Origin of the sequence: Catenulispora subtropica, assembly GCF_039531675.1 — a bacterium.
Classification (GTDB): domain Bacteria; phylum Actinomycetota; class Actinomycetes; order Streptomycetales; family Catenulisporaceae; genus Catenulispora; species Catenulispora subtropica.
This window is the reverse complement of record NZ_BAAAQM010000045.1, coordinates 1-26,767: the sequence shown is the minus strand read 5'-3', so window position 1 is coordinate 26,767 and position 26,767 is coordinate 1. Positions and strand designations below refer to the sequence as shown.

Annotated in this window: 27 protein-coding genes; 8 read left to right on the top strand and 19 right to left on the bottom strand. The window is 71.7% G+C overall.

Annotated elements, in window-relative coordinates; all coding sequences use genetic code 11:
* Nucleotides 1-27: 27 nt before the first annotated feature.
* Nucleotides 28-951, bottom strand: coding sequence for a TIGR03118 family protein (locus tag ABD466_RS31315; RefSeq protein WP_344660817.1), 924 nt, complete (start codon nucleotides 949-951; stop codon nucleotides 28-30).
* 310 nt (nucleotides 952-1,261) lie between these two features.
* Between ABD466_RS31315 and ABD466_RS31310 the strand changes: the two genes are divergently transcribed.
* Nucleotides 1,262-2,245 carry an aldo/keto reductase gene (locus tag ABD466_RS31310; protein ID WP_344660816.1) on the top strand — a complete coding sequence of 328 codons (984 nt, stop codon included), beginning with the start codon at nucleotides 1,262-1,264 and terminating at the stop codon, nucleotides 2,243-2,245.
* A 267-nt stretch (nucleotides 2,246-2,512) separates the two neighbouring features.
* Here the strand turns inward: ABD466_RS31310 and ABD466_RS31305 are convergent, their stop codons facing one another.
* The 4 genes from ABD466_RS31305 to ABD466_RS31290 form a co-directional block, all read right to left on the bottom strand.
* Complete coding sequence (locus ABD466_RS31305; protein ID WP_344660815.1) at nucleotides 2,513-3,814, bottom strand: S53 family peptidase; 1,302 nt, start codon at nucleotides 3,812-3,814, stop codon at nucleotides 2,513-2,515.
* Nucleotides 3,815-4,057: 243 nt separating this feature from the next.
* Nucleotides 4,058-5,173 carry a TIGR03364 family FAD-dependent oxidoreductase gene (locus ABD466_RS31300; protein ID WP_344660814.1) on the bottom strand — a complete coding sequence of 372 codons (1,116 nt, stop codon included), beginning with the start codon at nucleotides 5,171-5,173 and terminating at the stop codon, nucleotides 4,058-4,060.
* 154 nt (nucleotides 5,174-5,327) lie between these two features.
* Nucleotides 5,328-6,167, bottom strand: coding sequence for a tryptophan 2,3-dioxygenase (locus ABD466_RS31295; RefSeq protein ID WP_344660813.1), 840 nt, complete (start codon nucleotides 6,165-6,167; stop codon nucleotides 5,328-5,330).
* Nucleotides 6,168-6,369: 202 nt separating this feature from the next.
* A complete protein-coding gene (locus ABD466_RS31290) occupies nucleotides 6,370-6,858 on the bottom strand; it encodes a hypothetical protein (RefSeq protein WP_344660812.1) in 489 nt (162 codons plus the stop codon).
* A gap of 12 nt (nucleotides 6,859-6,870) precedes the next feature.
* On the opposite strand from ABD466_RS31290, the gene ABD466_RS31285 reads away from it, so the two are divergent.
* The 3 genes from ABD466_RS31285 (at nucleotide 6,871) to ABD466_RS31275 (ending at nucleotide 10,876) form a co-directional block, all read left to right on the top strand.
* Complete coding sequence (locus tag ABD466_RS31285) at nucleotides 6,871-7,065, top strand: hypothetical protein (protein WP_344660811.1); 195 nt, start codon at nucleotides 6,871-6,873, stop codon at nucleotides 7,063-7,065.
* Nucleotides 7,066-7,144: 79 nt separating this feature from the next.
* Complete coding sequence (locus ABD466_RS31280) at nucleotides 7,145-8,770, top strand: outer membrane protein assembly factor BamB family protein (protein ID WP_344660810.1); 1,626 nt, start codon at nucleotides 7,145-7,147, stop codon at nucleotides 8,768-8,770.
* 309 nt (nucleotides 8,771-9,079) lie between these two features.
* Complete coding sequence (locus tag ABD466_RS31275) at nucleotides 9,080-10,876, top strand: PHP domain-containing protein (protein WP_344660809.1); 1,797 nt, start codon at nucleotides 9,080-9,082, stop codon at nucleotides 10,874-10,876.
* 72 nt (nucleotides 10,877-10,948) lie between these two features.
* Here the strand turns inward: ABD466_RS31275 and ABD466_RS31270 are convergent, their stop codons facing one another.
* A complete protein-coding gene (locus ABD466_RS31270; RefSeq protein WP_344660808.1) occupies nucleotides 10,949-11,896 on the bottom strand; it encodes a hypothetical protein in 948 nt (315 codons plus the stop codon).
* A gap of 402 nt (nucleotides 11,897-12,298) precedes the next feature.
* Between ABD466_RS31270 and ABD466_RS31265 the strand changes: the two genes are divergently transcribed.
* Nucleotides 12,299-12,571 carry a GlsB/YeaQ/YmgE family stress response membrane protein gene (locus ABD466_RS31265; protein ID WP_344660807.1) on the top strand — a complete coding sequence of 91 codons (273 nt, stop codon included), beginning with the start codon at nucleotides 12,299-12,301 and terminating at the stop codon, nucleotides 12,569-12,571.
* Between the two features lie 4 nt (nucleotides 12,572-12,575).
* Here the strand turns inward: ABD466_RS31265 and ABD466_RS31260 are convergent, their stop codons facing one another.
* The gene (locus ABD466_RS31260) at nucleotides 12,576-12,755 is read right to left on the bottom strand and encodes a hypothetical protein (protein ID WP_344660806.1); all 180 of its coding nucleotides are present in this window, start codon (nucleotides 12,753-12,755) and stop codon (nucleotides 12,576-12,578) included.
* A 344-nt stretch (nucleotides 12,756-13,099) separates the two neighbouring features.
* On the bottom strand, nucleotides 13,100-13,510 hold the full coding sequence (tsaA, locus tag ABD466_RS31255) for a tRNA (N6-threonylcarbamoyladenosine(37)-N6)-methyltransferase TrmO (RefSeq protein ID WP_344660805.1): 411 nt from the start codon (nucleotides 13,508-13,510) through the stop codon (nucleotides 13,100-13,102).
* Between the two features lie 188 nt (nucleotides 13,511-13,698).
* Between tsaA and ABD466_RS31250 the strand changes: the two genes are divergently transcribed.
* Together ABD466_RS31250 and ABD466_RS31245 are read left to right on the top strand one after the other, a co-directional pair.
* Entirely contained in the window at nucleotides 13,699-13,911 is a 213-nt protein-coding gene (locus tag ABD466_RS31250; protein ID WP_344660804.1) for a hypothetical protein, read from the top strand.
* Nucleotides 13,912-14,069: 158 nt separating this feature from the next.
* Nucleotides 14,070-15,101 carry a methyltransferase gene (locus tag ABD466_RS31245; protein ID WP_344660803.1) on the top strand — a complete coding sequence of 344 codons (1,032 nt, stop codon included), beginning with the start codon at nucleotides 14,070-14,072 and terminating at the stop codon, nucleotides 15,099-15,101.
* Nucleotides 15,102-15,146: 45 nt separating this feature from the next.
* Here ABD466_RS31245 and ABD466_RS31240 read toward each other — a convergent pair whose 3' ends face one another.
* The 10 genes from ABD466_RS31240 to ABD466_RS31195 all read right to left on the bottom strand — a co-directional run bounded on the left by ABD466_RS31240 (nucleotide 15,147) and on the right by ABD466_RS31195 (nucleotide 24,209).
* Nucleotides 15,147-16,544 (bottom strand): acetyl-CoA carboxylase biotin carboxylase subunit, encoded by a 1,398-nt coding sequence (locus ABD466_RS31240; protein WP_344660802.1) that lies wholly within the window; start codon nucleotides 16,542-16,544, stop codon nucleotides 15,147-15,149.
* Nucleotides 16,545-17,129: an acetyl-CoA carboxylase biotin carboxyl carrier protein gene (locus tag ABD466_RS31235; protein WP_344660801.1), complete on the bottom strand. Its 585-nt coding sequence runs from the start codon at nucleotides 17,127-17,129 to the stop codon at nucleotides 16,545-16,547.
* Complete coding sequence (accA, locus tag ABD466_RS31230) at nucleotides 17,126-19,000, bottom strand: acetyl-CoA carboxylase carboxyl transferase subunit alpha (protein ID WP_344660800.1); 1,875 nt, start codon at nucleotides 18,998-19,000, stop codon at nucleotides 17,126-17,128. Before accA ends, ABD466_RS31235 begins: the two co-directional genes overlap by 4 nt.
* Nucleotides 19,001-19,024: 24 nt before the next feature.
* Nucleotides 19,025-19,366: a TcmI family type II polyketide cyclase gene (locus tag ABD466_RS31225; RefSeq protein WP_344660799.1), complete on the bottom strand. Its 342-nt coding sequence runs from the start codon at nucleotides 19,364-19,366 to the stop codon at nucleotides 19,025-19,027.
* Nucleotides 19,363-19,824, bottom strand: coding sequence for an SRPBCC family protein (locus ABD466_RS31220; RefSeq protein ID WP_344660798.1), 462 nt, complete (start codon nucleotides 19,822-19,824; stop codon nucleotides 19,363-19,365). Before ABD466_RS31220 ends, ABD466_RS31225 begins: the two co-directional genes overlap by 4 nt.
* Before the next feature lies 1 nt (nucleotide 19,825).
* Complete coding sequence (locus tag ABD466_RS31215; protein ID WP_344660797.1) at nucleotides 19,826-20,080, bottom strand: acyl carrier protein; 255 nt, start codon at nucleotides 20,078-20,080, stop codon at nucleotides 19,826-19,828.
* A 35-nt stretch (nucleotides 20,081-20,115) separates the two neighbouring features.
* Nucleotides 20,116-21,348, bottom strand: a complete 1,233-nt coding sequence (locus tag ABD466_RS31210) for a ketosynthase chain-length factor (RefSeq protein WP_344660796.1) — start codon at nucleotides 21,346-21,348, stop codon at nucleotides 20,116-20,118.
* Nucleotides 21,345-22,610, bottom strand: a complete 1,266-nt coding sequence (locus ABD466_RS31205; protein ID WP_344660795.1) for a beta-ketoacyl-[acyl-carrier-protein] synthase family protein — start codon at nucleotides 22,608-22,610, stop codon at nucleotides 21,345-21,347. Before ABD466_RS31205 ends, ABD466_RS31210 begins: the two co-directional genes overlap by 4 nt.
* The gene (locus ABD466_RS31200; protein WP_344660794.1) at nucleotides 22,607-23,029 is read right to left on the bottom strand and encodes a cupin domain-containing protein; all 423 of its coding nucleotides are present in this window, start codon (nucleotides 23,027-23,029) and stop codon (nucleotides 22,607-22,609) included. Before ABD466_RS31200 ends, ABD466_RS31205 begins: the two co-directional genes overlap by 4 nt.
* 94 nt (nucleotides 23,030-23,123) lie before the next feature.
* Complete coding sequence (locus ABD466_RS31195) at nucleotides 23,124-24,209, bottom strand: SchA/CurD-like domain-containing protein (protein ID WP_344660793.1); 1,086 nt, start codon at nucleotides 24,207-24,209, stop codon at nucleotides 23,124-23,126.
* A gap of 205 nt (nucleotides 24,210-24,414) precedes the next feature.
* Between ABD466_RS31195 and ABD466_RS31190 the strand changes: the two genes are divergently transcribed.
* Nucleotides 24,415-26,046 carry an FAD-dependent oxidoreductase gene (locus tag ABD466_RS31190; protein WP_344660792.1) on the top strand — a complete coding sequence of 544 codons (1,632 nt, stop codon included), beginning with the start codon at nucleotides 24,415-24,417 and terminating at the stop codon, nucleotides 26,044-26,046.
* A 9-nt stretch (nucleotides 26,047-26,055) separates the two neighbouring features.
* On the opposite strand, the gene ABD466_RS31185 is transcribed toward ABD466_RS31190, so the two are convergent.
* The coding region (locus ABD466_RS31185; RefSeq protein ID WP_344660791.1) for an ROK family protein at nucleotides 26,056-26,767 on the bottom strand (712 nt) is incomplete at its 5' end.

Below are 26,767 nucleotides of genomic sequence, written 5' to 3'. Positions count from 1 at the left end.
TCCCGGGCCGCGTCTCGTCGCGTGATCTCAGCTCTTCGCAGGCCCGATCAGCCCCAGCAGCCCGTCGGCCTCATGGTTGAGGCCCGCGGCGAACCAGAGATTGTCGGTGCCGCCGTTGGCCGCGGTCCCGGGGAGCAGGCCCCACAGGCCGTCGATCGCCAAGGGCTTGCCGTCGGCGCCGCGGAGCGGGCCCTCGAAGTGGCCGCGGTGGTCGTAGGCGTTGATGCGACCGTCACCGAAGTCGCCGACCAGGATGTCGCCGGCGAACTGGCCGAAGGACGCGGGGGCGACGGTGATCGCCCAGGGCGCGTTGAGCGGGCCCCGGCTGGCGAAGCGGTGCCGCTGCTGGCCGAAGTCGGTGTAGACGTCGACGAAGCCCAGCCCGGCGCCGTCCACCTCGTCGTGCTTATCCGCGTCCTGCTTCGCATAGGAGACGTAGACCGCGTCACCGACCACCGCGACGTTGAACGGCGCGTAGCCGGCGGGCAGCGTCGGGTCGTGGAAGATCGTCGGCGGCACCGCGAGGCGGCGGAACCGGGAGTCGAACACATCCACGCGCGCATTGTGGAAGTCGGCCGCGAGCAGGAACGACCCGAGCGGCGTCGTCCACAGCGCGAGGCCCTTGTAGACCGCGCCGTCCGCTTGCGCGACGGTGATCGCGCTGCCGGTGTCGACCTGCGGGTTCCAGGCCGAGATGCCGCCGTTCTCGCTGTCGAAGATGAAGAACGCGGGGCCCGACTTGCCGTTCTCGGTCACGACGAAGTCGCCCGTGTCAGCCGGGTCGTGGAACACCTGACCGGTCGGCGCCCCTCCAGGGATGGCGATCGTCGCGTGACCGCCCGGCGACACCTTCGCCACTCCCCCGCCCGCGGGCGTGGCGTAGAGGGTCGTCGCGTCGGCACCGTTGTCCGAGCCCACACCGGCGTCGCCGGCCCATGCGCCAGCCCCCACGGGTTCACCAGCGCAGGATCCGTCAGCTGTGCCATCCCCGGAATGTCGGACACCAGGTTGGTCTGCACAAACGCGGTCGCGTGCCCGTGCGCGGACGCCGACGGTCCCAGCATCACCCCGCTGACCGCCAACAGCCCGGCCACGACCCCGGACGTCACCCGTCTCCTCGGTTGCCTCACCTTGTTCACCTCCATGAGGTGACGCCCATCCGGACGCCACCAGGCCGAAACGACGGCCACAGGGAGATGGTTCGACTGTCACCTCCGTAGACTCGTGCCGAATCGCCGGATCTTCGACCAAGGGACTTCCCGTGGAACAGCGCACGCTCGGCCGGACCGGCCGCCGGATCGGTGTCGTCGGCCTCGGGGCCTGGCAGCTCGGCGCCGACTGGGGTCGGGTCGACGAGAACCAGGCCCTGGACGTGCTGTCCGCGGCCACCGACGCCGGTGTCACCTTCATCGACACCGCCGACGTCTACGGCGACGGCCGCAGCGAACAGCTCATCGGCCGCTTCCTGAAGTCCCACGGCGGCGAGGGGATCACCGTCGCCACCAAGATGGGCCGGCGTATGCCGCAGGTCCCCGAGAACTACACGCTGGACAACTTCCGCGCCTGGACCGACCGGTCCCGGACGAACCTCGGCGTCGACACCCTGGACCTGGTCCAGCTGCACTGCCCGCCCACGGTCGTCTACTCCACCGACGAGGTCTACGACGCGCTCGACACCCTCGTCGCCGAGGGACGCGTCGCGGCGTACGGGGTCAGTGTGGAAACCCGCGCCGAAGCGCTCGCCGCCATCCGGCGCCCGGGCGTGGCCACCGTGCAGATCATCCTGAACATGCTGCGCCTCGCGCCGCTGGCCGACGTGCTGCCCGCCGCGCGCGAAGCCGGCGTCGGCATCATCACCCGCGTCCCGCTCGCCAGCGGACTGCTGTCGGGCCGCTATGACGAGAACACCACGTTCGCCCCCGAGGACCACCGCACCTACAACCGGCACGGCGAGGCGTTCGACGTCGGCGAGACCTTCTCCGGCGTGGATTTCACCACCGGTCTCGAAGCCGTGCGGCGCCTGGCCCCGCTGGTCCCGCCGGAGGCGACCATGGCGCAGTTCGCGCTGCGCTGGATCATCGACCAGCCCGGGGTGTCCGTCGTGATCCCCGGTGCGCGCAATCCCGATCAGGCCCGGGCCAATGCCGCGGCCGCCGGCCTGGCCCCGCTCCCCGCCGAGAGCATGGCGGCCGTCGAGGCGGTCTACGACGACCTGATCGCACCCCAGGTGGCCGACCGCTGGTGATCAGCCCTCAGCGTTCCAGGCCGAGGGCTCGATCGATCTCCGACAAGCTGAGGCGGTCCGCGTCCGCGGGACTGGCCGCCACAGCTTGTAAGAGTTCGCCGTACAGGCTGATCTCGTCGAGAGCCGTCTGATCGAAGACGGAGGGATGGTGAGGGATCGGCCGACGGCGGTCCACCGACCCTTGAGTCGAGTCCTGCCTCTCCCTCCCCACCCCTTCAGGCTCTCACAAGCCGACCCGCAACCGGGGCGAAACCCTGACGCGGGCTCTCAGAAACCCCCGGTGCCGTTCGGCGTCCCGAGACCCGTGGGACCGTCGTAGCCGGCGCCCGCGGTGCACAGGTACGTCGGCGAGCAGGTGCCGTTGGACCCGCTGGTCACGTCGAACAGCGACCCGGTGTGGGCGTACGGGTAGGAGCCGGAGGTGATCGAGCCGGTGTTGCCGGCCAGCGCGTACACCGAGGCGATGATCGGCGAGGAAGCGCTGGTCCCGCCGACCTGCACCCAGCCGTCGGCGCCCTGAGCCAGCCCGAAGGCCAGCAGCAGGTCGCAGAAGGACCCGCCGCCGCAGCTGTTCGCGGTGTCGTAGACCGCGACGCCGGTGTTCGGGTCGGCGACCGCGGACACGTCCGCGACGGTCCGGTTCGCACAGCCGCTGTCGTGCTGCCACGACGGCTTCGTCTCGTTCGAGGAGCAGCCGCTGCCCGCGCCCGACCAGGCGGTCTCGGTCCACCCGCGCGCGTTCGACGCGGTCTTCAGGCTGGTGCCGCCGACCGCGGTGACGTACTGCGACGAGGCCGGCCAGCTGACGCCGAAGCCGCTGTCGCCGGAGCTGGCCGTGATGGCCACGCCGGCGTGGTTGAAGTGCGGGTCCGCGGCCGTCGTGGTGCTGTCCTCCGAACCACCCCAGCTGTTGGAGACGGCCACGACCCCGGACGTGGCCGCGGCGGCGTCCTCGGCGGCCGACAGCGACGTGGTGTCCGCGCTGCTCGCCTCGACGAGCAGGATGTGGCAGGTCGGGCAGATCGCCGAGACCATGTCGAGGTCAAGGCTCTCCTCTTCAGCCCAGCCGTAGTCGGCCGACGGCAGCGGTGAGGCCTGCCCGCTCTGGTTCACCTTCTTGAAGCAGCCGTTGGCCGTGGTGCAGGCCGGCAGGCCGTAGGCGCTGCGGTAGGCCCCGAGGTCCGCTTCGGCCTTGGGATCGTCGAACGCGTCGACGATCGCCACGGTCCGCCCGGCGCCGTCGGTCCCGCTCAGCTTGTAGGCGGCGATCAGGTCCGCGGGACGGAGCCCGGAGCTGTTCGGGTCACCGGTGGCGGCGGGCGCCAGCCGCCCCTTGCCGAAGCAGCGGATCTTCCCCGAACCCGGCGCCGCGCAACCGAACGGCAGGATCGGCGGCGTCGCCGACCGGGCCGCGGGAGCGGCCGCGGCGGCCCCGGGGGCCGGGCCGGACCCGGCTCGCGCGGGCGCGGTGAAGGCCAGCGCCATGACGAGCGCCGCGCCGAGCGCGGCGATCCTGGCACCGGTTCTCCGGAAGATCCTCGTGGACGGGGCGGATGTGCGTGGGTCCATGTCGCCTCCAGACGGCAGACGGACGTACGGGAGCGCGCATCGGGCGAGGTCGCCGACCTCTGATACCGACGGAAGCCGTCCCACCACCGGCCGTGACCGTCGCCCTCCCTGGGACTATGCGAGCGTCCGCGTAGAGAGTCAAGCCCCTGTGACAGAACTCTGCGTCACTGAATGGCGACCGTCGGCCCTCGCCTCTCAGTCGATGCTCTGGAGGAACCGCCAACTGACAACGCGGTTCGCGGATCAGATCCCCAGGCCGTCCATCACCTCGGGAGCCAGCCCGAAGGCGGTCGTCATCCCCACTCCCGCGGTGACCGACACGACGCGCACCCCGTCGGCCGGTGCCGCGATCAGGAACGGCTCCGGCGCCGACGCGTACACGCCACGCCAGCGCTCACGCACCCGAAGGTTCGGGACGCCCAGCAGTCCGGCCGTCTGTTCCAGAACCGCGGCGTCCAGTGCCTCGTCGTCGAACGGCTCCGGCGTCGTGGCGTAGGCGTGGGTGTCCCCGATGGTCAGCGTGCCGTCCGGCCGCTGGGTGAACATCAAGTTCAGTCCGGCGTCGATCAGCTCCGGGTGCTCGGCGGTCAGCCGCTCACGCAGCTTCGGTAGCGACGGGCACTCCGCGAACCCGCCGTAGCGCAGCATCGAATAGCCGGTCTGCACGGCGGGCCCGATCGTCGCGCCGGTCGGGTTGTCGACCCGCAGCATGCGCAGAGCGCAGCGCCGGATCTCGTGCGCCGTCGCGAGGTCGGGGAAGTGACGGTCCACGTCGTGGCCGACGGCCACGATCACGGTCGCGGCGCGCAGGACGCCCCGGCTGGTGCCGACCGATCCCGGCTCGATGCCGTGGACCGTGGTGCCCCAGTGGAACACCACGCCGCGGGACGCCAGGTGGGCGGCGATCGCCGGCACACACGCCCGCGGATCCACCCGCAGGTCGTCCATCAGCCACGCACCGCCCAGGACGCCGGGCCCGACCGGAACGCGCTCGGCGACCTCGACGGCGTTGAGCAGCCGCACTTCCCCGGCCCGCAGCTCGGCGAACTCCGCCAGCACCGCGGCCTCCTCGGCGTTCCGGGCCACCATCACCGTCCCGGTGCGCCCGACCCAGAACCCTGCTTCAGCGGCCAGCCGGATCCAGGTGGCGCGCGCGGCCCGGCCGTAAGCCAGGGCCCGCCCGGATTGCGCCGTGGCACAGGCGTGGCCGAAGTTGCGCACGGAGGCGCCCACCGCGCGCTCGTCCCGCTCCACAACGGCCACGCTCAGGCCGCGGTCCACGGCGACGAGGGCGTGCGCCAACCCGACGATGCCCGCCCCGACGACCACCACGTCCGCCGTACCCGCTGAAACCGTCACGCCGAACCGCCTGCCGCTCGAAGATCGCCATCAGATCCGCCCGACCTTAGAACCCGCAGGGCGGCGCGCGCGGAAGAAGGGGTGAACGGAATGTGTACGGCGACTTGCCGCCCCGACGAATCTCCGGGGCGGAGGAGGCCGCGTCCCGCCGCCGTCACACCCGGCTGCGCGCCGTCCACAGCTCGGGGAACACAAGAACGTCGGCGCGCTTGGACAACCACGCCACCCCGGACGATCCGCCGGTGCCGACCTTGGAGCCCATGGCCCGGCGGGTCGCCATGAGATGGTCGCCGCGCCATCGCCACATGGCTTCGGCGATGTCGGTGAGCGCCTCGCCGAGGCCGACCAGGTCCGGCTCGCGCTCCGGGTCGGCGTAGACGGCGGCCCAGATCTGTTCGACCTCCGGGTCGGCCTCGTGCCGCCGGGTCACGTCGCGGTCCAGGACCGCCTGCGGAACGGGATGACCGCGGCGGTGCAGCAGGTGCAGCACTTCGTCGTAGAGGCTCGGCTCATTCAGCGCCTTCTGCAACTCCGCGTGCGCCTCCGGCGTGCCGGTGTGCGGCACGAGCATCGACACCGACCGCTCGCCGAGCAGGAACTCCAGCCGCCGGTACATCGCGGACTGGAAGCCCGAGCCGTCGCCGAGCGCGGGGCGGTATGCGTTGAACTGCGCCGGGGTGAGCCGGGCCAGGGGCTGCCAGGACGCGTTCAGCGCCTGCAGTTCGTCGAGGCTGCGGCCGAGGGCGTCCATCGCCGCGGGGAGGTCGTCGTCCCGCAGCGCCGCCGCGGCGGTCTGCCACTCGTGGACCAGGAGCGCGAACCACAACTCCATGACCTGGCTGGTGACGAGGAACGCCATCTCGCCCGGGTCCTCGGTGCGGGTCTGCTGGAGTCCGGACAGGACGGACGCCCGGATGTAGTCGTCGTAGGGGGTCGTGCCTCCGAAGTCGAGCCTGGGAGCGAGCACGTCGGATTGCTGGGAAGCGGAGGACATCGGCACATCCTTGGTGTGGGCTGCCGGGTAGCGGTCCGCTCGTACTCATCGGAGCGCCGGTCCCCTCGGGCCATCCGGCGCCGCCGGCCGACCCGACCCCATCATGCGACGTCCGCGCTCCCCACGGCAAGCGTCCGAGTGCCCGACCCGATCACGACCACCCGTGGCGGCTCCCTGTGTCAACCGACTCCGGGTTCGACGGTCACCACAGGGACTGCGCTTCGTTCACACGCGCGATCATGGTGATCCGGCCGGCCTCGCGATCGGCGAGCGCTTCGGCCAGCGCCGCGTCGTAGGTGGCGTATTTGGGTGCCTCGTGGACCGGAAAGACCTGTTGCTCCTGACCGTGCAGCAGGAACAGGCCGTTGTGCTGGGCACAACTCTTCGGTGCGGGCTGCTGTCTGAGCGGCGTCGGGGACCACTCACGCAGCACCTGCCCGCCGGACACGATCACCAGTTTCTCCAGGCAGTACAGACAGGAGCGCGGGTTGTCGAACACGTCCCACAGGCGTTCGCTCCTGGCGAAGCCCCACCATGCGTCCTCCCCGGTCGGAGCGACCCAGGCTCGGCTGATCCTGTCCTGGTTCACGAAGAACCACTGCGTGCGGGTCTCGTCGACGTCGAACGGATCGAGCCAGTCCGCTTTTGGAAACTCATAGCCGATGGCGGTACGCACGGGGTTCTCAGCCATGGCCGCCATAGTATGCGCGGCGCGCAACCGTTCCCCGAGGGCGACAGCGGTTCGTACCACCTCGACGAGGACGGCGACGAGGAGGTCGAAACCGGCCATCTGGAGATCGGTTCGATGGGCTGCGGCGACGAAGTCGGCCTGGTCGTGACCGGACCCGCGCGCGGGCGTGTGGTGTGGCCCACCGCGCCCTCGGTGACCACCGGATAACACTGAGGGTGACGAGCTCGAACTGGCGCTACAGTCACGCTCAGAAGGCTCAGGCATGACTGGTTGGGGGGATAGCGAAGTGGTGCAGGACAAGATCCCCGAGGGCTTCGAGCCCTGGGGTGTCAAGGACATCCTGGTCCCGAAGGAATTCATCAGTTGGAAGGCCATCGTGAGAGCGGTGGCCTTCCTGCTGCTCGCCGGGGTGCTCGTGGACTGGGCGGTCCTGTTCCACGTCCTCGGCTGGAGCGCCCTGGCGCGAGAGGCGGGCGGACGGTGCGGCAGCGGCGGCATCGGCCTGCGGCCGTGCCCCCGGGGGATGGCACCGGTGCTCCTGCTGGCGTTCTTGTGGACGTTCGCCGGGATCGGCACCCTGGGCGCCGCGGCCGCGTTCGCCGGCAAGGCGTGGCGGCGCCGTCGCCTGCTGTCGTGCTCGGTGTTCGCCGCGGGTGTCGTACTGGGAACCGCGCCGGGCCTGGCCGGCTACCACTGGCTGCGCACCGGCGAATGGAAGGTCTCCGCCGCCGGGCCGAAACAACCGCCCGCGCCCGCTACGCTCCACAAGCTGTGGGCCGCGCCGGCGGACCGGCCGTCGACCGTCCGGAGCGAGGGGCACTGGACGACCGCGGACGGCGCCGTGGTGCGCGTCCGCACCGACCGGGCGACCGCGTTCGACGCGGCGACCGGCGCCGTCCGGTGGACCTTCCCGTTCCCGGGCGAGGACGCGCTCTGCTCGATGAGCCGCGACGTCGCCGACGGCGTCGGACTGCTCTCCTACGCGCTCGACGGCGAGAAGTGCGCCGGCGTCGTCGCCGTGGACACGACCACCGGCAAGGAGTTGTGGCACACCGACCGGGTCACCGACGACGAGGCCACGGGCTCCGGCGTCACGATCGACGTCCTCTCGGCGGCCCCCGGCGTCGCGGTGCTCGCGGAGAACGCCGACCTGAAGGGCCTCGACCTGCGCACCGGCCACCCGCTCTGGCAGACGCCGATCGACTCCGGCTGCGTCGCGACCGGCACCCTGGCCGCGAAGACCGCCACGCTCGTCGGCATCGACTGCGGCGACGCCGGCCGCAGGGTGCTGTCGCTGAACACCACCACCGGCAAGCAGCTGTGGCAGGCGAACCCGCCGTTCAGCGGCAAATGGAAGACGGGCCCGGAGTTCCTCTCCGCGGATCCGGCGGTGGTGCGCTTGGACGAGATCGGCAGCCGGGGCCAGGACGTCATCGTGTCCTACGACGCCACGGGCAAGCAGAGGGCTGCGATTTCCGTGTCGGGACCCGACGAGGACGTGGCGGACACCGTGTTGCAGGCCGCGGTGAGCCCGCCCTTCGTGGTCTCCGCGGACACGCTCGTCGTCCCGGTGACCGTGCCGGGCGCAGCCAGCGCGGGCCGGATTTCGGGTTACTCGCTCGCGACCGGCCAGCGGCTGTGGACCGTCGACCCACGCGCCGGCAGCACCAGGACCGGCTCGGAGAGCGTGTTCGGGGTCGCCCCGGACGGAGGGGCGGTGGCGGTCGCCACCGGCAAGCGCCTGCTGCGGCTCGACGTGACGACGGGGAAGGTCCTCGGTTCGTATCTGAACGCGACCACATCCATGAGCCCTTGGCCCGACGACGCTCTGGCGGCAGTGGGCGGCCACTACGTCTACCTGTCGGAGGATGGGACCGGTCGGACGCCGCCGATCGCCGCAGCGGCACCCTGATGGAACAGGCCCGGTCGACCCGAAAACGCGGCGCTCGCCGCTGCGCGACTGGTCGACCGGGCCCACCGGTCAGTCGATGCCCAGGCCGAAGCGCTCAGCGAACTCCGCCAACTGGGCGCACCGCTCGTCCGGCTCGCCGGGCCGCAGCCGGCTCGACCCGCCGACGTGGATCGGAAGTGCGGGTCTCCCCAGCGGCTTGTCAACGTCCCGGTGTCCACGGGGAAGTCGCGCCGGCGTTGCCGCCCCGCCACCTAGCCCTCGTAACGTGTGCCGCGTCCCACACCCCTTACCTGCACCAAAAGGACGCACATGGCAACACAGGAACACCCCGAGCGACCCGAGATCCAGCTGCCCGCATGGGCCGACCCGCAGGTACCGGAGAGCCGCCTCGACCCCCAGGGGGTGTCGCGGCGCGGGCTTCTGGGCCGCACCGGGATGTTCGGCGCCGGATTCCTGGGCGCGTCGACGCTCGGCGCGGCCGGCCTGTCCGCGTCTCCCGCACGGGCCGAGTCGGCGTCGGCGGCTGCGCCGTCCCCGGCGGCCACGGACTCGGACTACGACGCGCAGGGCGCGCCCCGGCCGAAGTACGCCTACCTGGTCGGTGACCACCACGTGCACACCGTCTACAGCCACGACGCCAAGTACGGCTTCGCGCAGTCGGTGAACCGCGGTGAGCAGTTCGGCCTGGACTGGATCGTCTACACCGAGCACAGCAACTTCGGCCACGCGAAGGCCGGCGGCGCCCAGCGGGAGCACGACGAGATCGTCAAGGCCCGCAAGGAGAACCCCCGGGTCCTGATCTTCCAGGGCCTGGAGTGGTACATCCCGGCCGCCGAGCACGCCACCGTCATGGTGGCGCCCGGGGCGAACGACGTCGCGCTGCTGACCCAGTTCGAGCTGGCCTACGACGGCAAGCTGACCGGCAGCAGCGTCGGCAAGGCCGGCGACCCGGCCACCGCCGCCAACGAGGCGAAGGCCCTCGCGGGCATCCGCTGGCTCGGGCAGAAGAAGCGCGAGGGCTTCGTCGACGACGTGCTGGTGCTGGCCAACCACCCCAGCCGGCTGGGCATCGACTCCCCGCACGAGCTGCGGGCCTGGCAGGACGCGGATCCGTCGGTCTTCATCGGCTTCGAGGGCGCTCCGGGCTCGCAGGCCAACGCCGAGCCGGACTGGGTGGCGTACCGCGAGAGCGTCTACGGGCCGGGCACCTACCAGCGCGGCGAGTATCAGAACTCTCCGTCCGACCAGAGCTGGCCCGGCTACCCGCCGGAGAGCTACCGGACGTTCGGCGGCTTCGACTGGATGACCGCGACGGTCGGCGGCATGTGGGACGCGCTGCTGTCGGAGGGCCGGCTGTGGTCGATCACCTCCAACTCCGACAACCACCGCACCCTGTTCGACACCTACGCCGACGGCCAGTACCCGCCCGGCAAGGGCTTCGACGACCTGGGCTCCAAGCCGCTCCCGGTGGACACCGGGGTGCCGCAGCCGGGCAGCGACTTCTGGCCGGGCCAGTTCAGCCGCACCCACGTGGGTGTGGAGAGCTACGACTACCGGCAGGTGATGGACGGCCTGCGCGCCGGCCGGGTGTGGGTGGACCACGGCCAGCTGCTCGACGGCCTGGACGTCTGGGCGGTCCCGGAGCACGGGGCGGGCGAGCCGGTCACCCTGGGCGGCCGGCTGACGCTGCCGCCCGGCCGCGCCGCGACGCTGTACATCACGATCACCACCGCGACCCGCCCGAACTTCCACGGCGACCTGCCGGCACTGGCGCACGTGGACGTCATCACCGGGTCGGTCGCCGGCCGGGCCAAGGACCCCGACTCGTGGAAGGCCCCCGACACCCGGGTCATGAAGCGCATCGACGTCACCGGCCGCACCGGCACCTACACCCTGAAGGTCCCGCTGCCGCGCCGGGACACGCCTTCGTACGTGCGGCTGCGCGGCAGCGACGGCAAGCGGCTCGGCGTGGGACCGCTGGGCGCCGCGGTGGACCCGGCGGGTCCGGTGCAGCACCCGGACAACGACGGTGACCCGTGGCAGGACATGTGGTTCTACAGCAACCCGATCTTCCTGGATGTGAAGCGTCCGGGCGGCCGGGACTGACTCGGGTGACAGGAGCCTGACAGACATACGGTCCGCACTCCATGGGGAGTGCGAACCGTCTGTCGTCGTCGATCAGCGGCGAGTGGCCTGGTACTCGTACACCGTGGTCCGCGAGTCGCATCCGGCCGGCGGGATCATCTCGACCCGGAACGTCCCGGTCCGGCGGTCGAAGTCGACGCCTTCGGACTCGAAGTCCGCGGGCTGCCCGGCGCAGGCGCTGATCAGCGGGAGCGCGCCGAGCGTGGTGACGTGGCCGGTGACGGTGGTGCCGTCGAGCTTGTGCCGCAGGTCGATCTGCAGCAGCGGCTTGACCGTCGGCCACAGCGCCGTGTCGTTGGCATCGGAGGCGCACAGCAGGCGGGTCGCGTCGGCGAACGTGCAGCCCTGGATGTCCTGCACCGGGTGGTCGAGCTCGATGGTCGCGGCCAGCGGCAGCTCACCGCCGGCGGGCGCGGTGGCCCGGTTCAGCACCGGCGTCGGGAAGACCAGCAGGCGGGTCATCGTGTCCCACTCGCCCGCGACCATCCACTGGCCGTTCGGCGACACCGCCGCGAAGGAGTTGTTCATCTCCTCACCGGGCGCCAGCGGATGCACGTAGTTGTAGGCGGCACCAGACGGCAGCGTGACCCGGAACATCTTCGCCGAGTCCGCCGCCGTGCCCTGATACGCGTCGAACACGAGGCCGGCCGAGGAGTCCGGGTCCCCGACGTGTGGCCAGCCCGCGGCACGCACCGAGTCCGGGATCGAGGTGTTGCCGCTGTAATACAGCGAAGAGCGGCCGTGCGGGCCGAAGACCGTGGCCAGGCCCTGGGCCTGCGACTGGGAGTCGATGGTGTACTGGCCGGTATAGCGCAGGCCCTTGAGCGACGGGACTGCGGGCGCGGCCGGGGCCCGGTCCGCCGCCGCGGCGGGAGCGGCGTTGTGCGCCGCGGATACGGCGAACGCACAGCCCAGTGCGGCGAACGCGAGGGCCCGGAACCGGGCGCGCGTACGAGAAGAGCAGAACGACGTGATGGACATTTTCGGTGACCTCCGATGAAGCGGTTGAGCTCACCTTGACGCAGCGAGGAAGCAAGATGATCTCGCTACGGTGAACGACCTCCGCCGATCGCCCGAATGATCGGTTCAGCGCGTACTCGAGGACACGGTCACGGCCACGCGTCCTGATGCAGCATCTTCCGTCCGGCGGAGTGCTTCATGGTCGCCGAGCTGGTGTACGAACGTTGCATACCGGCCCTAATTTAAGGCTCTGTCTTCTATGCACCAGGCTCAGGGCAATTCGCCACACCGTTCGACGCGTCCGCTTCGAAGGCCCGTCCGGCGCGCTCCTCCGTTTGGCCGTCCCTCCGCTTCGAAATGCTGAACGAGGGCAAGGAGGTAGCTGTTCGAGCACGCCGGACCTACCACCGTGGAGGAACTGCGATGTTCCAGCTCTTGTGGATCATCATCCTGGGCCTCATCCTGGGTGTCCTCGCCCGCCTCATCCTGTCGGGCAAGCAGGACATCCCCATCTGGCTGACCGTGCTCGCCGGTATGGGCGGCGCCTGGCTCGGCAACGCCGTCGCCGGCTGGATCGGCGTCCGCCACACCGGCGGCGTCGACTGGATCCGCCACGCCCTCCAGCTGGGTTTCGCCGTGGCCCTGGTCGCCCTGGCCAGCTCCCTGTGGGCGGGACGGAGCGCGGCGCGGCGCTGACCGATCAGACGGCCTCCGGCGCGAGGCCCACGTAGTGATGGATGAGCCCGGGCAGCTGCTTGAGGGCCGGGACCAGGTACTCCGACGTCTTCGTGTTCATGGCCTCGACCTCGGCGAACCGGCTCGGGTCGAAGGTGGCCGGCGAGATCCGGACGTAAGCGGTCACGGGCAACGACTCGGTCATGGTCCCGGCCGGCAGGTAGATCCCGTCGCGGGTCGTGGTGCTGGACGTACATCGGCGCGACCAGGAACGAGTCGCCGGCCATGGACTCGCCGGAGGTGGCGTAGGTCGGGTTCGACGCGTTGAAGCAGTCGGCGTTGCCCAGCTCCGGTGCGCGTGTCGTCCGAGCGCGCAGTCTGCGCGTCCGGTCCGGCTACTGGTCCAGCTGCCGGATCTCGACCTCCATGGTCCAGCCCGCCTTCGGTGTCCGGGCCGCCGTTCGGCCTTTCACCTACTCGCTCGGCTGTTCCTGTGACGGGCCCCGTGACGTGGCGGCGGCGCCGAGCCGGGTGAGCGGCGAACAGTCCTCACCGATCGCCGACGTCGCCGAGCACCGGCTTGAGGTCCAGCACCGGGGTGCCGTCGAGCGCCTCCAGGTCCCGGACGTGCAGCCGAGTTCCCTCGACGGCGAGCACCCGCACCCGGTGCAGCCCGATCGGATTGGGCCGGTCCGGCGACCTGGTCTGGAAGACCCCGGTCACCGGACGGCTCACGTCACCGCGCGGATGCACCGCCAGCACGGCCCGATCGGCGCGGTCCAGCCAGGTCAGCACGATGACGTCGGCGCCCGCTTCAAGGCCGGCCAGCGCCGGGGCGCACGCGGCGTCGATCACGATCCACGCGTCGGGAGCACCCTCGTCACCCTGCCGCGGGGCGTCGGCACGATCACGAAGTGAGGACTCCACGCGTCCGACGGGACGAAGGTCAAGATCGGTCATCGCCTCAGGATAAGTCAGGGGTCGGAGGCCGGGACGCTGCTTGGATGAACGTCCCGCCCGCGTGCTGGTGAGGGACTCCGCCCGCGGCAGCGACGTGGCGATGGCGGGCTGCTGGACTCCACGCAGGTCAAGCACATGATGCCGGGAGTGGCGATGCAGCCCCGGCGCTCCTGAGCGATCATGGAGACATGGACCGTCTGAACGAGCCTCACGGTGACGGCCCGCCTCCGACGGCGGTGCTCCGGGGCGGACCGCTCGACGGGGAGACCCACGCCCTCACGGACCACCGGTTCCTGCTGAACATCACCCGGGGCCACGTCACCTACCGCTACGCGCCCACTTCGAAGCTGGACGACCGTTATCCGACGCTGGTGGTCTTCGAGTTCGTCGAGCAAGTCTGACGCCGCCTTCCGCCGCCCGTCACCCGGAGGGGGCAACTCAGCGCACCGAAACGCGCGCCATCATGCCGTCTGTCTGAAACTGGTTGTCAGCAAATGGATTCGCCTGGCGGCCGTCCGGACTCGTCCGGGCCGGCCGTCCATAGCGAGAGAGACGGCCGATGACCACCGTGCAACCGCCTTCCCCACCGCCCCCCATGCGCCTTCGGGAGCTCGCCTTCGGCGCGGCCTGCGCCGCGGCGCTCCGCGCGGCCGCCTCGCTGGGGGTCGCCGACGCCCTCGGCGACGAAGCGATGACCGTCGACGAACTGGCGGCCGCCGTCCAGGCCGACCCGCGATCACTGCGCCGCCTGCTGCGGGCGCTGTCCTGCCGCGGGGTCTTCGCCGAAGCCGGCGACGACCGGTACGCCCACACCGACATGTCCTGGCAGCTCCGCGAGGACGCGCCGAACAGCCTGCGCTACATCGTCCTGTGGTGCACGGAGCCGTGGACGTGGCAGGCCTGGCCCCGGCTGGACGACGCGGTGCGGAAGGGAGGCAGCGTCTTCACCGACCTGTTCGGCAAGGAGTTCTTCGATTACCTGCACGACGACGCCGGCCAGTCGGCCACGGTGTTCGACAAGGCCATGACCCATTCCAGCCGGCAGTCCGCGGCCGACCTCGTGGGCTTCCTCGACCTCGCCGGCGTGTCGAGCGTCGTCGACATCGGCGGCGGCCAGGGGCACGTGCTCGCCAGCATCCTGGAGAAGTACCCCGGGATCCACGGCACGCTGCTCGACCTGCCTCAGGTGGTCGACCACGTCGACCCCCGGCTCCGCGAGGGCGGGACGCTCGCGTCCCGGACCCGGCTCGTGGCGGGCGACTGCCGGACCGAGGTCCCCGTCCAGGCCGACCTCTACATCATCAAGAACATCCTCGAATGGGACGACGACAGCACCCGCAGGACGCTGCGCAACGTGGTCGCGGCCGCGCGGCCGGGCGCCCGGGTCGTGGTGGTCGAGAACCTCGTCGACGACAGTCCGTCGATGTCGTTCACGACCGCGATGGACCTGCTCCTGCTCCTCAACGTCGGCGGGGCCAAGCACACCAGGGCGAGCATGCTCGCCCTGCTGACCGAGGCCGGCCTGAAGGTCGAGGACGTGCGGCCCGTCAACCCGTATCTCGACGCGTTCGAGACCACCGTGCCCGGCTGACGATCCGGGCGCCCGGCTGAGGATCCGCAGCCGGGCCGCCGGGAATCAGGTGACGACTTCAGCCGGGGCTTCTTCGAGCTCCGGCTGAGCCGTCGCCTCCGCGGCCATCGCGTCCACCAGCCCCGTGGTGTGCCGCGCCGTCCGGAACTCCTCCCGGGCCAGGACCTTCCGCAGGAAGCCGATCGTCGTCCGCACGCCGCAGCCGTCGATCCGGAACTCGCTCAGCACCCGGTCCATCCGGGCCAGCGCCTGCGGGCGGTCCGGCGCCCAGACGACGGCCTTGGCGAGCAGCGAGTCGTAGTCCGGCCCGACGTACCAGCCCGGATACGCATGCGTGTCGACGCGGACGAACTGACCGCCGGGCTGCACGAACTCGCTGAGCAGTCCCGGCGTCGGGGCGAACTCCCGGGCCGGGTCCTCGGCGTTGACGCGGCACTCCAGCGCCACGCCACGCGGCCGGACGTCGTCCTGGCCGATCGTCAGGGGCTGTCCGGCGGCCACGAAGAGCTGCTCGCGGACGATGTCGATCCCGGTGACCATCTCGGTCACCGGATGCTCCACCTGCAGGCGGCAGTTGATCTCCATCAGATAGAACTCGTCGTCGGGCGTCAGGACGAACTCGAAGGTGGCCGCACCGACGTAGCCGACCGCCGCGGCGCCCTGTACCGCCGCCGCGCAGATGGCGGCGCGCACGTCCTCCGGCAGGCCCGGCCCGGGGGACTCCTCGATCAGCTTCTGGTGCCGCCGCTGCACCGAGCAGTCCCGTTCCCCGAGGTGGACGGTCGTCCCGTGGGTGTCACGGAGCACCTGGACCTCGATGTGCCGGGCATCCTCGACGAAACGCTCCAGATAGAGCCGCTCGTCACCGAACACCGCGCGGGCGTGGGCACTGGTCCGGCTGTAGGCCCGCGACAGGTCTTCGGCGTTGCGGACCACGGCCATCCCCCGTCCGCCGCCGCCCGCCACGGCCTTGAGGATCACGGGGAAGCCGACGGTCCGGGCCGTCTCCTGCGCCGCCAGAGGCCCGGTCAACGCCTCGTGGCTGCCGGGCAGGACGGGCAATCCGGCCTGGGCCATCAAAGCACGGGCCACGGCCTTGTCACCGAGCTGCCGCATGATCTTCGCGGGCGGGCCGACGAAGGTGATCCCGTTCGTCTCACACACTTCCGCGAAGTCCGGGTCCTCCGAGAGGAACCCGTACCCGGGGTGGATGGCCTCCGCCCCGGTCTGCAGGGCCGCCTCGATGATCGACGGGATGTGGAGGTAGCTGCGTTTGGACGGTGGCGGGCCGATGTGCACGGCTTCGTCAGCGAAGCGGACCACGGCGGAGTCCCGGTCCACGGTGGAGTAGACCGCCACCGTGCGGATGCCGAGCTCGCGGCACGTCCGGGCGACCCGCAGCGCGATCTCGCCCCGGTTGGCGATGAGTACGGTCGAGAACATTCAGCCGCCCTCACCAGCGGAGACCGGCTCCACGGCGATCAGCCGCTGCTGGAACTCGACCGACTGCCCGTCGTCCGCCAGGATCTCGACGACCCGTCCGGCCACGTCCGCCTCCACCCTGCTCAGCATCTTCATCACCTCGAAGATCCCCACGGCCTGTCCGGCCTGGACCAGATCACCGACGGCCACCAGCGGCGCCGCCCCCGGCTCCTCGGCCCGGTAGAAGGTGCCCACCATCGGGGCGCAGATGTACTTGAGCCCGTTGTTCGGGCCCGAAGACGCAGGCGGCGGACCGGATCCCGGATGGGACTCCACCACCGGCGACGTCGCTTGGGCGGCGGCCGGCGGCGGCGCCGGGACGTTCTCCCACTCCACCTCCACCGTGGTCGACCCATGGCACAGTCTGATCCTGCGCGGCGGTTGCGGTGACGACCGGGCCAGCTCGGCGACACTGCCGCACACCGACTCCAGAGCCGCGACGTTGACCGGGCTCGGGGCGACGAGGCCGCGGGCGGCGCCCGGATAGTGGACGTTCCCCTTCGGGCCGTTCCCCTCGAAGCTCTTCTTCGTGATGTTCACAGTCATGGTGATCCTCTTCCGGCCAGCGGCACAGCCTCTGTGCCGAAGCGGTGGAACCGGCTCTTGCGTTCCTGGATCAGCCGCTCGGGCTCCCAGGGGATCAATTCGGCGAGTGCTGTGCTGACGGCCGCGCCGAGGAGGGCCGCCGCTTCCGCGTGGTCTTGATGGGCGCCGCCCGACGGCTCGGGCACGATGCCGTCGACGACCCCGAGCTTGAGCAGTTCGTCGGCGTGCAGACGCAGCGCGCCCGCCGCGACCGGCGCCGCGCCGCGGTCCTTCCACAGGATCGCCGCGCAGCCCTCGGGGCTGATCACCGAGTAGATGCCGTTGGTGCTGACGAGCACCCGGTCGGCGACGGCCAGCGCGAGCGCCCCGCCGCTGCCGCCCTCGCCGATGAGGACGGCGACGATCGGCACCGGCAGCCGGGACAACAGGCGCAGGTTCTCGGCGATGGCGATCGCCTGACCGCCCCGCTCCGCGTCCTGGCCGGGGTTGGCGCCCGGGGTGTCGATCAGGGTGACCAGCGGCAGCCCCAGCTTCGCCGCCAAGCGCATCAGCCGGGCCGCCTTGCGGTAGCCGGCGGGAGCCGGCATGCCGAACCGGCGGCGGTGGCGCTCGGCCAGGTCGGGACCGCCCTTCTGATGGCCGATCAGCATCACCGGCCGGCCGCTCAGCCGTCCCGGACCACCGACGATGGCCGGGCAGTCCTCCGCGAGCCGGTCGCCGTGGAGTTCGTGGAAGTCCTCCAACAGATGGCTGACATAGTCGAGGGTGGTGGGGCGGTCCGGGTGGCGGGCCAGGCGGACCGTGTCCCAGGAGTCGCGGTCGGAGGTGTCCCCCGGCTGGGCCGCGCTCGGTGTCGACTCGGCAATGTCGACCCGGACCCGGTCCCGGTCCCGGTCCCGGTCCCGGTCCCGATCCCGGTCCCGATCCCGGTCCCGGTCCCGGTCCAGGCCGACGGCATCCAGCAGGACGGTATCGGCGTCGGCGGAACCCGACGCGGCACCGTCCCACCCGATACGGTCCCACTCGACACCGTCCGGCGCGGAGCCGGCCGCACGGGGCCGGCTCGGTTGCAGGCCCAGCAGCTTCCCCAACGTCGAGCGCAGCGCGGACCGCGCCACGACGTTGTCCACCATCCCGTGCTCGAGCAGGAACTCGGCCGTCTGGAATCCCTCCGGCAACCGCTCGCCGGTGGTCTGCTCGATCACCCGCGGCCCGGCGAACCCCATCCGCGCGCCGGGCTCCGCGATGATCACGTCGGCGAGGGTGGCGAAGGACGCCGCCACTCCCCCGTAGGTCGGGTCGGTGATCAGCGACACCACGAGGATGCCCGCCTCGTCGAGTTCGGCCAGAGCCTGCGCGGTCTTGGCCATCTGCATGAGGGACAGGACGCCCTCCTGCATCCGCGCACCGCCGGAAGCCGTGACGAGAAGCAGCGGATGGCCCGTGCGCAGGCTGGTGTGCGCCGCCTCGGTGATGAGCGCTCCGACGCCGCAGCCCAGACTGCCGCCGAGGAAGCGGAAGTCCATCACCGCGGCCACCACGGGCCGCTCCTCGATGCGGCCCGTGGCACAGAGCACCGCCTCCTGCATGCCCGTACTGGCGCGCGCGTCGAGCAGCCGGTCCGAGTAGGGCCGGACGTCGACGAACTCCAGCGGGTCATGCAGCGGCTCGACATGTCTGAGCGGTTCGGCGGACCCGTGGTCGAGCAACTGCTCGATCCGCTGGGCCGCCGTCAGCCGGGCATGCCAGCCGCACTCCGGACACACGTGCAGGGCGCGCAGGAAGCGTCTGCCGTAGATGAGCGCGGCGCACTGTTCGCACCGTACCCAGTCGGCTATGTCCGCGACCGGTCGGTCGTCCGTTTCGACCATGGTGGGTACTCCTCCAGCTGTCGTTCAGGGGACGACGGGGTGCTCCCAGCGGTAGAACTCACGGGCCATCGCGTCCTTCGGCTCCCGCCACGTCTCCGGGTCGTAGGCCTGGACGAAGGCCGCCAGCTTCCGGCTGACGTCCAAGAACTCCGGGTGCCCGGCCACCTTGGCGACTTCCGGGCCGGGCGGGCGCTCGGCCTCGATCAGGTGGAGGTAGACGTCGCCGAACTGGAACAGGCTGCGGCCGGTGACGCCGACCAGGTGCGGGAGCTCCCCGCGGTCGGACGTCTCGAAGACCTCGGCGATGTCGTCGGCCGCGTCGGGCCGCATCCGGGCCACGATCAGGGCGCGGTGCGTCGAGCTCATCGCCGGACCCCTTCGACCTGCTTCTCGACCTTTTCCTTGATGAGCGCCATCTGGGTCTTCGAGTTGCGGTTGATGTGGTCGGTCATGGCCGCGTCGTCGACCGGGGCGGTCGGCTTCATGGCGAAGTCCTGGATCCAGCGCATCCTGGTGCCGCCCGGCACCTCGCCGTACTCCCAGTGGATGTCCATGAACTCGAACGGGCCGGGCTCCACCCGCCGGGCCTTGACCACGAGCGCCGCGCGGTCGGCGTCGCGCTCGGAGACCCAGCTCCAGACCGTGCCGTTCTGGTCCGGATGCATGGTCAGGCGGAAGGTCGTGCTGTCACCCTCCCGTCGCAGCACCTCCACCGAGGAGTACTCGCTGAACAGCTGCGGCCAGTTCTCCAGATCGTTGGTGATGTCCCACACGACGTCCACGGGGGCCGCGATGACGATCTCGTTGTCGGTGTGTCCGGGCATGTCAGGCTCCTGCCTTCACGGATTCGTTGACCGCGTCGAGGAACTCCCGGGGGGTCCTGGACATCTCGGCGCCCTGGGCGATCGGGGTCCCGTAGCGGTTCTGCAGCTCCCCGGCGATGCCGAGCAGGCCGAGCGAGTCGACGCCGAACGCGTCGAAGGTCGCGTTCGGGTGCGCGAGCTCCGAGGGCTCGACGGTGATGCCGACCAGGTTCTTGATCAGCGACGCCAGCTCGTCGTACGTCAGCGGAGGGTTCATGAGTGTCGCTCCTTGCTTCGAAGGGGATGGATCCGTCAGCCGCGACGCAGCACCATGGCCGCGTTGCAGCCCATCAGGCCGCGGCTCAGCACCAGCGCCGTCCGCAGTTCCGCGGGCCGGGCCAGGCCGGTCACGAGGTCGATGTCGTGGTCGACGTCGACGGCATGGGGGGTGGGCGGCACGAGCCCGTGCTCCAGCGCCACGGCCGCGGCGGCCGTGTCGAGCAGCGGGGCACCGCAGTACGCCCGTCCGGTGCCGGCTTTGGGAGCGGTCACCGGGACGCGGGCGCCGTGGCCGCCCAACGCGTCGGTGAGCGCGAGGGCCTCGGCACGGTCGGCCTCCGGCACGCCGAGCGCGTCGGCGAAGACCACGTCGATCTCGTCGGGCGCGCAGCGGGCCTCCGCCAGGGCGCCCTTGATCGCGTGCGCGAGACCGTGGCGGGACTCCTCCCAACGGGAGGCACCGGTGAACGTGGCCGCGTGTCCCGCCAGGACGGCCCGGATCCGGGCTCCCCGCCGGCGGGCGGAGTCCTCGTCCTCGACGACGAACATCGCACCGCCCTCGGCGGGCGTGAACCCGCGGGCCTGGCTGCTGAACGGCAGATAGGCCCGATCCGGGTCCTCGGCGAGGCTGAGCTCCGGGTATCCGAGCTGACAGACGATCGAGTACGGGGCCAGCGGCGCCTCGGTGGCGCCCACGACGACCGCCTCCGTCCCGCGCCGGACGTTCCGGGCGGCGTGCGCGAGGGCGTCCAGGCCGCCGGCCTCGTCCGCGGCCACCACCGCGCACGGCCCCTTGTAGCCGCCTCGGATCGAGATCTGGCCGGTGCTGGCCGCGTAGAACCAGGCGATGGACTGGTACGGGCCGACGAACCGCGGACCCTGCGCCCACAGGTGCTGGAGTTCGCGCTGTCCGAACTCGCCGCCTCCCGAGCCCGCCGCGGTCACCACGCCGACCGCGAACGGTGAGCCGCTCCCGGTCTCGAGCTCGGCGTCCCGCACGGCCAGGTCGGCCGCGGCCATCGCGTAGTGGGTGAAGCGGTCGGTCTGGACCAGGTACCGCTCCTCGACCGCCGTCTCCGGGTCGAAGCCGTGGATCTCGCCGGCGACGCGCAGCGGCAGGTGGGTGCAGCCCTCGCGGGTGACCGGTCCCAGAACGCTGACACCCTCGCTCGTGGCTTTCCAGAACTGGTCGACGCCGACACCGTTCGGCGCCACGACGCCGATGCCGGTGATCACCGTGCGGCGGTCGGTCCGGGAGGCCGTCATGCCGCCACCCCCTCGCGGCGGAGGACCACCGCCGACTGGAAGCCGCCGAAGCCGCTGCCGACCGACAGGACGTTGCGCAGCGGCATCGAGCGGGCGGTCCTCGGCACGTAGTCGAGATCGCATTCCGGGTCCGGCGTGCCGTAGTTCGCGGTCGGCGGCACGACGCCGTCGGCCAGGGCCAGGGTGCACGCCACGAGCTCGATGGCGCCGATCGCGCCCAGCGAGTGACCGACCATCGACTTGATCGAGCTCATGGGGGTCTTGTACGCGTGCGCGCCCAGCGACCGCTTCACCGCGGCGGTCTCGTGCCGGTCGTTCTGCTTGGTCCCGGAGCCGTGCGCGTTGACGTAGTCGATGGCGGAGCCGTCGACGCGGGCATGGGCCAAGGCTCGGTCGATCGCCTCGGACATCTCGTGGCCCTCCCGGGTCAGGCCGGTCATGTGGTACGCGTTGCCGAAGGTCGCGAAGCCGGCGATCTCGCAGTAGATGCGGGCACCCCGGCGCCGGGCGTGCTCGAGCTCCTCCAGCACCAGGACGGCGCCGCCCTCCCCCAGCACGAAGCCGTCGCGGTCGGCGTCGAACGGCCGGGAGGCGTGCTCCGGGTCGTCGTTGCGCTCGGACGTCGCGTGGATGGCGTCGAAGCACGCGACGGTGATCGGCGAGATCGGCGAGTCCGAAGCGCCGGCGACACAGATGTCGGCGCGGCCGTCCTCGACGGCCTGGAACGCGTACCCGACCGCGTCGAGCCCGGCGGTGCAGCCGGTGGACACGGCCTGTACGGGGCCGCGCGCGCCGACGCGCTCGGCCACCGCGGACGCGAGCGTGCTCGGCGAGAGCGCGCGGTGCAGGTGCGGGCCCGCCCGGCGGTGGTCGACGTCCCAGCGCGTGCCCGCGGCGCTGACCCGGGTGTAGTCGTGTTCCAGCCGGGTCGTGCCGCCGACCGCCGTGCCCATCGACACCGCGATCCGCCAGGGGTCCTCGGCGTCGGCGTCGAGGCCGGAGTCGCGCAGGGCCTCGTCGGCGGCCACCAGGGCGAATTGGACGTAGCGGTCGGACGTCGCCAGCTGGTCGGCGTCCAGCCCGCAGGCCACGGGATCGAAGTCGCACTCGGCGGCGATCCGCGACCGGAAGCCGGCCGGGTCGAACAGCGTGATGCCGCGGGTCGCCGTGCGGCCGGCCGTGAGCAGTTCCCAGAAGGCCGGGACCCCGGTTCCGCCCGGGGCCACGATGCCGATGCCGGTCACCGCCACCCGCCGGGTCACGATGTGACTCCCGCTCGTTCCGGGGGGAGAGCCCGCGGGTCGTCCTCGGTGTCGACGTGGCCGAGTTCGGGCCGGGGGGCCAGCGGGCCGAGGTGGAACACCATCCGCGCCTCGGTGCCGCCGACGTTGCGGAAGCGGTGGCGCATGTTCACCGGGATCATCAGGCCCTGGTCGGGGCGCAGCGGGTGGGCGACTCCGTCGAGGTCGACTTCGAGCTCGCCGCAGACCACGTACACGAACTCTTCCGAGTACGGGTGGTAGTGCTCTCCGATGCGTTCCCCCGGCGCCACGATGGCCAACCCCATGAAGCCGCTGGTGGCCCCGACCACCGTCGGCGTGAGCATCGCCCGCAGATCCCCGCCGCGCCGGCGGTTGGGCTCTACCTCATCGACATGCACAATGCGCGGGTAACCGGCCATGGCGACCATTCCTCCACAGATCGTTTCGAGGACAGCAGATTCCTGACCCGCGCCGGGACGGCCGGCGGCGGACAACTGGCTGACGGCGGAGGGCTCAGGCGCCCTTCGCGTGGCGGTCGGTGACCAGGGCCATCTCGCACTCGCCCCGGAACCGGTCGATCGCCGCGTCGTCCCGCAGCTCCCGGCCTCCGAGGTCGACCAGGCGGCTGAGCACGGCGGCCGCGCGCGGGCCGGCGACGCCGAGCGCGAGCGCGGGCACCGACTCGGGCGGAGCCGCGAGGTCGATCACGCGGACGACCGTGTCCTCCCGCTGGAAGACGGTGCTGGACTCCAGCGGCTGCGTCTTGTCGTCCACCGCCAGCCGGTCCTGGCGGGCGAGCAGCTCGGCCACGGCCGCGCCGCACCCGGGCTGGACGGGGTAGATCAGGCCGTGCCGGCTGACCTCGCGGGACGTGGCGGCGGCCACGTGGTGCACCGCGGGCAGTGCGGCCCGCATGAAGAACGAGCGTGCCGACTCCGGGTCGCCGAGGTCGCGGTCCTCCGTCAGGTACGGGTTGATCGCTTCCTCGACCGCGCGGACCTCGGGCTGCATCGCCACGTGGCGCAGGGCGGCGCCGAGGTCGCCGGACACCTCGACGGCCCGCACCACCCGGTTGCCGTGCATGAACAGCGTGGTCCGGCGAAGCTGCGTGCGCCCGTCGACCTGGGCGGCCGGGGAGGTGTAGCCCGCCAGGATCTCCGCCACCTTCTTCTCGCTGCCCGGCTTCACGGTGAACGTGAGGGCGTGCCGGGCGATGCCGTCGGCCACCGGAGCCGGGCCGTCGAAGGTCTCCGAGCCGGTGGTCTCGCGCATGATGGTGAAGCGCAGCGAGCGGGTGTCGCGCACACATCCGTGCAAGGGCTTCACCATTTCGCGATGGGCCGGGCTGTCCACCCAGGACAGGAACGAGTGCGCGTTCTCCCACTCGCTGGTGATGAGCCACTGCAGGGGGTCCTCGATCGACTGGCACAGCTGGTCCGTGACGTGGCCGGGGACGGCCGCCACCTGGTGGCGGAGCTGCTCGTAGGCGTCGAGGAAGCGCTGCTGCGCGCCGTCGACGACGTCGCACATCAGCACGACGCGCAGCCGGGACGCGGCGACCGCGCGGCGACGCGGAACGGATTTCGTCAGGACTGTCATGGTCCGCTTTCTCCCTCAAGGTTCGGAGACTGTCGGGGCCCGAAGAATCCGTCATCGCGCTGCCCGAAACCTGGGGTCGATCGTTGTGTCCCATCAAGATCGGCGCGAGCGATGGGAGGCCATCCGTGCGAAATGCCGCCGTGCGGGATCACTGGCCGAGCGTGATCACCGGTGGTGTCCGACCCTGGGAGACATGGAGCTTTCGATGAACGCGCGGACCGTGGACCGCATACCGGTACTGGTCGTGGGGGGCTCGCTCGTCGGGCTCTCCGCTTCCGTCTTCCTCGGGCGCCTCGGTGTGGGGCACCTGCTGGTCGAGAAGCACTCGGACACGTCGAGCCACCCCCGTGGCCGCGGCAACAACGTCCGGACGATGGAGTTGTTCAGGACGGCGGGCGTGGAACCGCTGATCCACGAGGCCGCCTCGGTCCTCGCCGACAACCACGGGATCCTGCAAGCCGAGGACCTCACCGGAGGCCACCAGGAGTGGCTCTTCAAGGAGATCGACCCCGGTGGGGCACTCGCCCGGTTCAGCCCGTCCGGGTGGTGTCTGTGCAGCCAGAACGATCTGGAGCCGGTCCTGGTGCGGCAGGCCCGCGAGCTGGGCGGCGACGTGCGGTTCGGCACCGAGCTGCTCTCGTTCGAGCAGGACGCCGACGGAGTGACCGCCGTCTTGCGCAGCCGCGAGGACGGTTCGCAGCGGACCGTCCGGGCCTCCTACCTGATCGCCGCCGACGGCCCGCGCAGCCCCGTCCGGCAGGCGCTGGGCATCGGCCAGAGCGGCGCCGGCGACCTGTTCCACAACGTCAGCATCACCTTCCGCGCCAAACGCCTCGCGGACGTCGTCGGCGACCGGCGCTTCATCGCCTGCTACTTGACGAACGAGCAGGCCTCAGGCGCGCTCCTGCCGGTGGACAACAGGGAGCAGTGGGTGTTCCACGCCCCCTGGCACCCCGAAAAGGGCGAGCCCCTCGAAGCCTTCACCGACGAGCGCTGCGTCGAGCACATCAGGACCGCCACCGGCGTCCCCGACCTGGAGGTCGAGATCACCGGGAAGGCGCCCTGGCACGCGGCTGAAAGGGTCGCCGAGCAGTACAGCGCCGGCCGGGTGTTCCTGGCCGGGGACTCCGCCCACGAGATGTCCCCGACCGGCGCGTTCGGCTCGAACACCGGGATCCAGGACGCGCACAACCTCGCGTGGAAGCTGGCCGCGGTCCTGTCCGGCTGGGCCGGACCCGCGCTGCTCGAAACGTACGGCGAAGAGCGGCGGCCGGTGGCGGTCGCGACAAGCCAGCGCGCCTCGGCCCGCTCGGCGGAGCACCGCCACCCGGGCTACGACGCGCTCCCGGGCACCGGCCGGCAGAAGAACGTCCTGGCCGTGGCCCTCGGCTACCGCTACCCCACGGGTGCGGTCCTCGGCGCGGACCCGGAGGCACCGGCCGTACCGGACAGCTTCCAGTCGAACGGCGCCCCGGGCAGCCGGGCCCCGCACCTGTGGCTACGCCGGACGGGTGAACGTCTGTCGACTCTCGACCTGTTCGAGAAGTCCCTCGTGCTGCTCACCGGGCGCGAGGGTGACGCCTGGCACGCCGCGGCGCTCCAGCTTGCCGACCAGCGCGGCATACCGCTTGACGCGTACCGGATCAGCGACGAACCCGGGCACGAGCTCGCGCCCGAGCCCGGTGCCGACTGGGCCGACGCCTACGGCACGGCGGCGGACGGCGCCGTGCTGGTGCGGCCGGACGGGTTCGTGGCGTGGCGGTCGACGGGCTCCGTGCCCGACGCGGCCGCGACGCTGGGCGAGGCCCTCGATGCGGTCCTCCGCCGGAGCGCGTGAAACGCGGCACTACGACGGGACCCCCGTGTGGAACCGCGCACTGGCGTAGCGGTCCGGACGATGGATCAGCGCGGCCGCTCCGACCAGACACGCGTCCGCGTCGAGAGCGGCCGGCAGGATTTGGCAGGATGCTGCGAAAGGCAGCACGGCGTGCTCCGCGAACGAGCTGCGCACCGCGTCCAGCAGTGTGTCACCGGCGCGCGCCACACCGCCGCCGACCACGATCGCCGTCACGTCGCAGGACGCCGCGGCCGCCGCGAGCATCGCGCCCAGCGCCCGCCCGCCGCGCCCGAAGGCCGCGACGGCGACCGGGTCGCCCGCCCTCGCGGCGGCGGCCGGGGCGGCGGCGTCGGGGCGCCGCGGGAGCGGGTCTCCCGGCGTCGGGGCGTCGGCGTCGGGGTGGTGCTTCCAGGGCAGGCTCCGGCCGTTGGCGCGGGCCCGGCCGGCCAGGTCCGCGGTGGCGGGGCGCGGTGAAGGCGCGTCCCACCCGTTGCGGCGCGCCCAGGCGACCAGGTTCGGGCCGCTGGCGTAGACCTCAGGGCAGCCGGCGGCGCCGCACGCACAGCGTTCGCCGCCGACCACGACCGGTGCGTGGCCGAGGTGCCCGGCGTTGCCGCTGGCGCCGTAGTACAGCGCGCCGCCGAGGATCAGGCCGCCGCCGACGCCGGTGGAGACCACGACCGCGGCCATGTCGTCGTGGCCGCGGCCGGCGCCGGCCGCG

Excerpts from the sequence above, each read along its gene's own strand:
- ABD466_RS31305 (WP_344660815.1), bottom strand. The coding sequence starts at position 3,814 with ATGGACCCACGCACATCCGCCCCGTCCACGAGGATCTTCCGGAGAACC.
- ABD466_RS31295 (WP_344660813.1), bottom strand. The coding sequence starts at position 6,167 with ATGTCCTCCGCTTCCCAGCAATCCGACGTGCTCGCTCCCAGGCTCGAC.
- ABD466_RS31290 (WP_344660812.1), bottom strand. The coding sequence starts at position 6,858 with ATGGCTGAGAACCCCGTGCGTACCGCCATCGGCTATGAGTTTCCAAAA.
- ABD466_RS31285 (WP_344660811.1), top strand. The coding sequence starts at position 6,871 with ATGCGCGGCGCGCAACCGTTCCCCGAGGGCGACAGCGGTTCGTACCAC.
- ABD466_RS31275 (WP_344660809.1), top strand. The coding sequence starts at position 9,080 with ATGGCAACACAGGAACACCCCGAGCGACCCGAGATCCAGCTGCCCGCA.
- ABD466_RS31270 (WP_344660808.1), bottom strand. The coding sequence starts at position 11,896 with ATGTCCATCACGTCGTTCTGCTCTTCTCGTACGCGCGCCCGGTTCCGG.
- ABD466_RS31265 (WP_344660807.1), top strand. The coding sequence starts at position 12,299 with ATGTTCCAGCTCTTGTGGATCATCATCCTGGGCCTCATCCTGGGTGTC.
- ABD466_RS31260 (WP_344660806.1), bottom strand. The coding sequence starts at position 12,755 with ATGACCGAGTCGTTGCCCGTGACCGCTTACGTCCGGATCTCGCCGGCC.
- tsaA (WP_344660805.1), bottom strand. The coding sequence starts at position 13,510 with ATGACCGATCTTGACCTTCGTCCCGTCGGACGCGTGGAGTCCTCACTT.
- ABD466_RS31250 (WP_344660804.1), top strand. The coding sequence starts at position 13,699 with ATGGACCGTCTGAACGAGCCTCACGGTGACGGCCCGCCTCCGACGGCG.
- ABD466_RS31245 (WP_344660803.1), top strand. The coding sequence starts at position 14,070 with ATGACCACCGTGCAACCGCCTTCCCCACCGCCCCCCATGCGCCTTCGG.
- ABD466_RS31240 (WP_344660802.1), bottom strand. The coding sequence starts at position 16,544 with ATGTTCTCGACCGTACTCATCGCCAACCGGGGCGAGATCGCGCTGCGG.
- ABD466_RS31235 (WP_344660801.1), bottom strand. The coding sequence starts at position 17,129 with ATGACTGTGAACATCACGAAGAAGAGCTTCGAGGGGAACGGCCCGAAG.
- accA (WP_344660800.1), bottom strand. The coding sequence starts at position 19,000 with ATGGTCGAAACGGACGACCGACCGGTCGCGGACATAGCCGACTGGGTA.
- ABD466_RS31225 (WP_344660799.1), bottom strand. The coding sequence starts at position 19,366 with ATGAGCTCGACGCACCGCGCCCTGATCGTGGCCCGGATGCGGCCCGAC.
- ABD466_RS31220 (WP_344660798.1), bottom strand. The coding sequence starts at position 19,824 with ATGCCCGGACACACCGACAACGAGATCGTCATCGCGGCCCCCGTGGAC.
- ABD466_RS31215 (WP_344660797.1), bottom strand. The coding sequence starts at position 20,080 with ATGAACCCTCCGCTGACGTACGACGAGCTGGCGTCGCTGATCAAGAAC.
- ABD466_RS31210 (WP_344660796.1), bottom strand. The coding sequence starts at position 21,348 with ATGACGGCCTCCCGGACCGACCGCCGCACGGTGATCACCGGCATCGGC.
- ABD466_RS31200 (WP_344660794.1), bottom strand. The coding sequence starts at position 23,029 with ATGGCCGGTTACCCGCGCATTGTGCATGTCGATGAGGTAGAGCCCAAC.
- ABD466_RS31195 (WP_344660793.1), bottom strand. The coding sequence starts at position 24,209 with ATGACAGTCCTGACGAAATCCGTTCCGCGTCGCCGCGCGGTCGCCGCG.
- ABD466_RS31190 (WP_344660792.1), top strand. The coding sequence starts at position 24,415 with ATGAACGCGCGGACCGTGGACCGCATACCGGTACTGGTCGTGGGGGGC.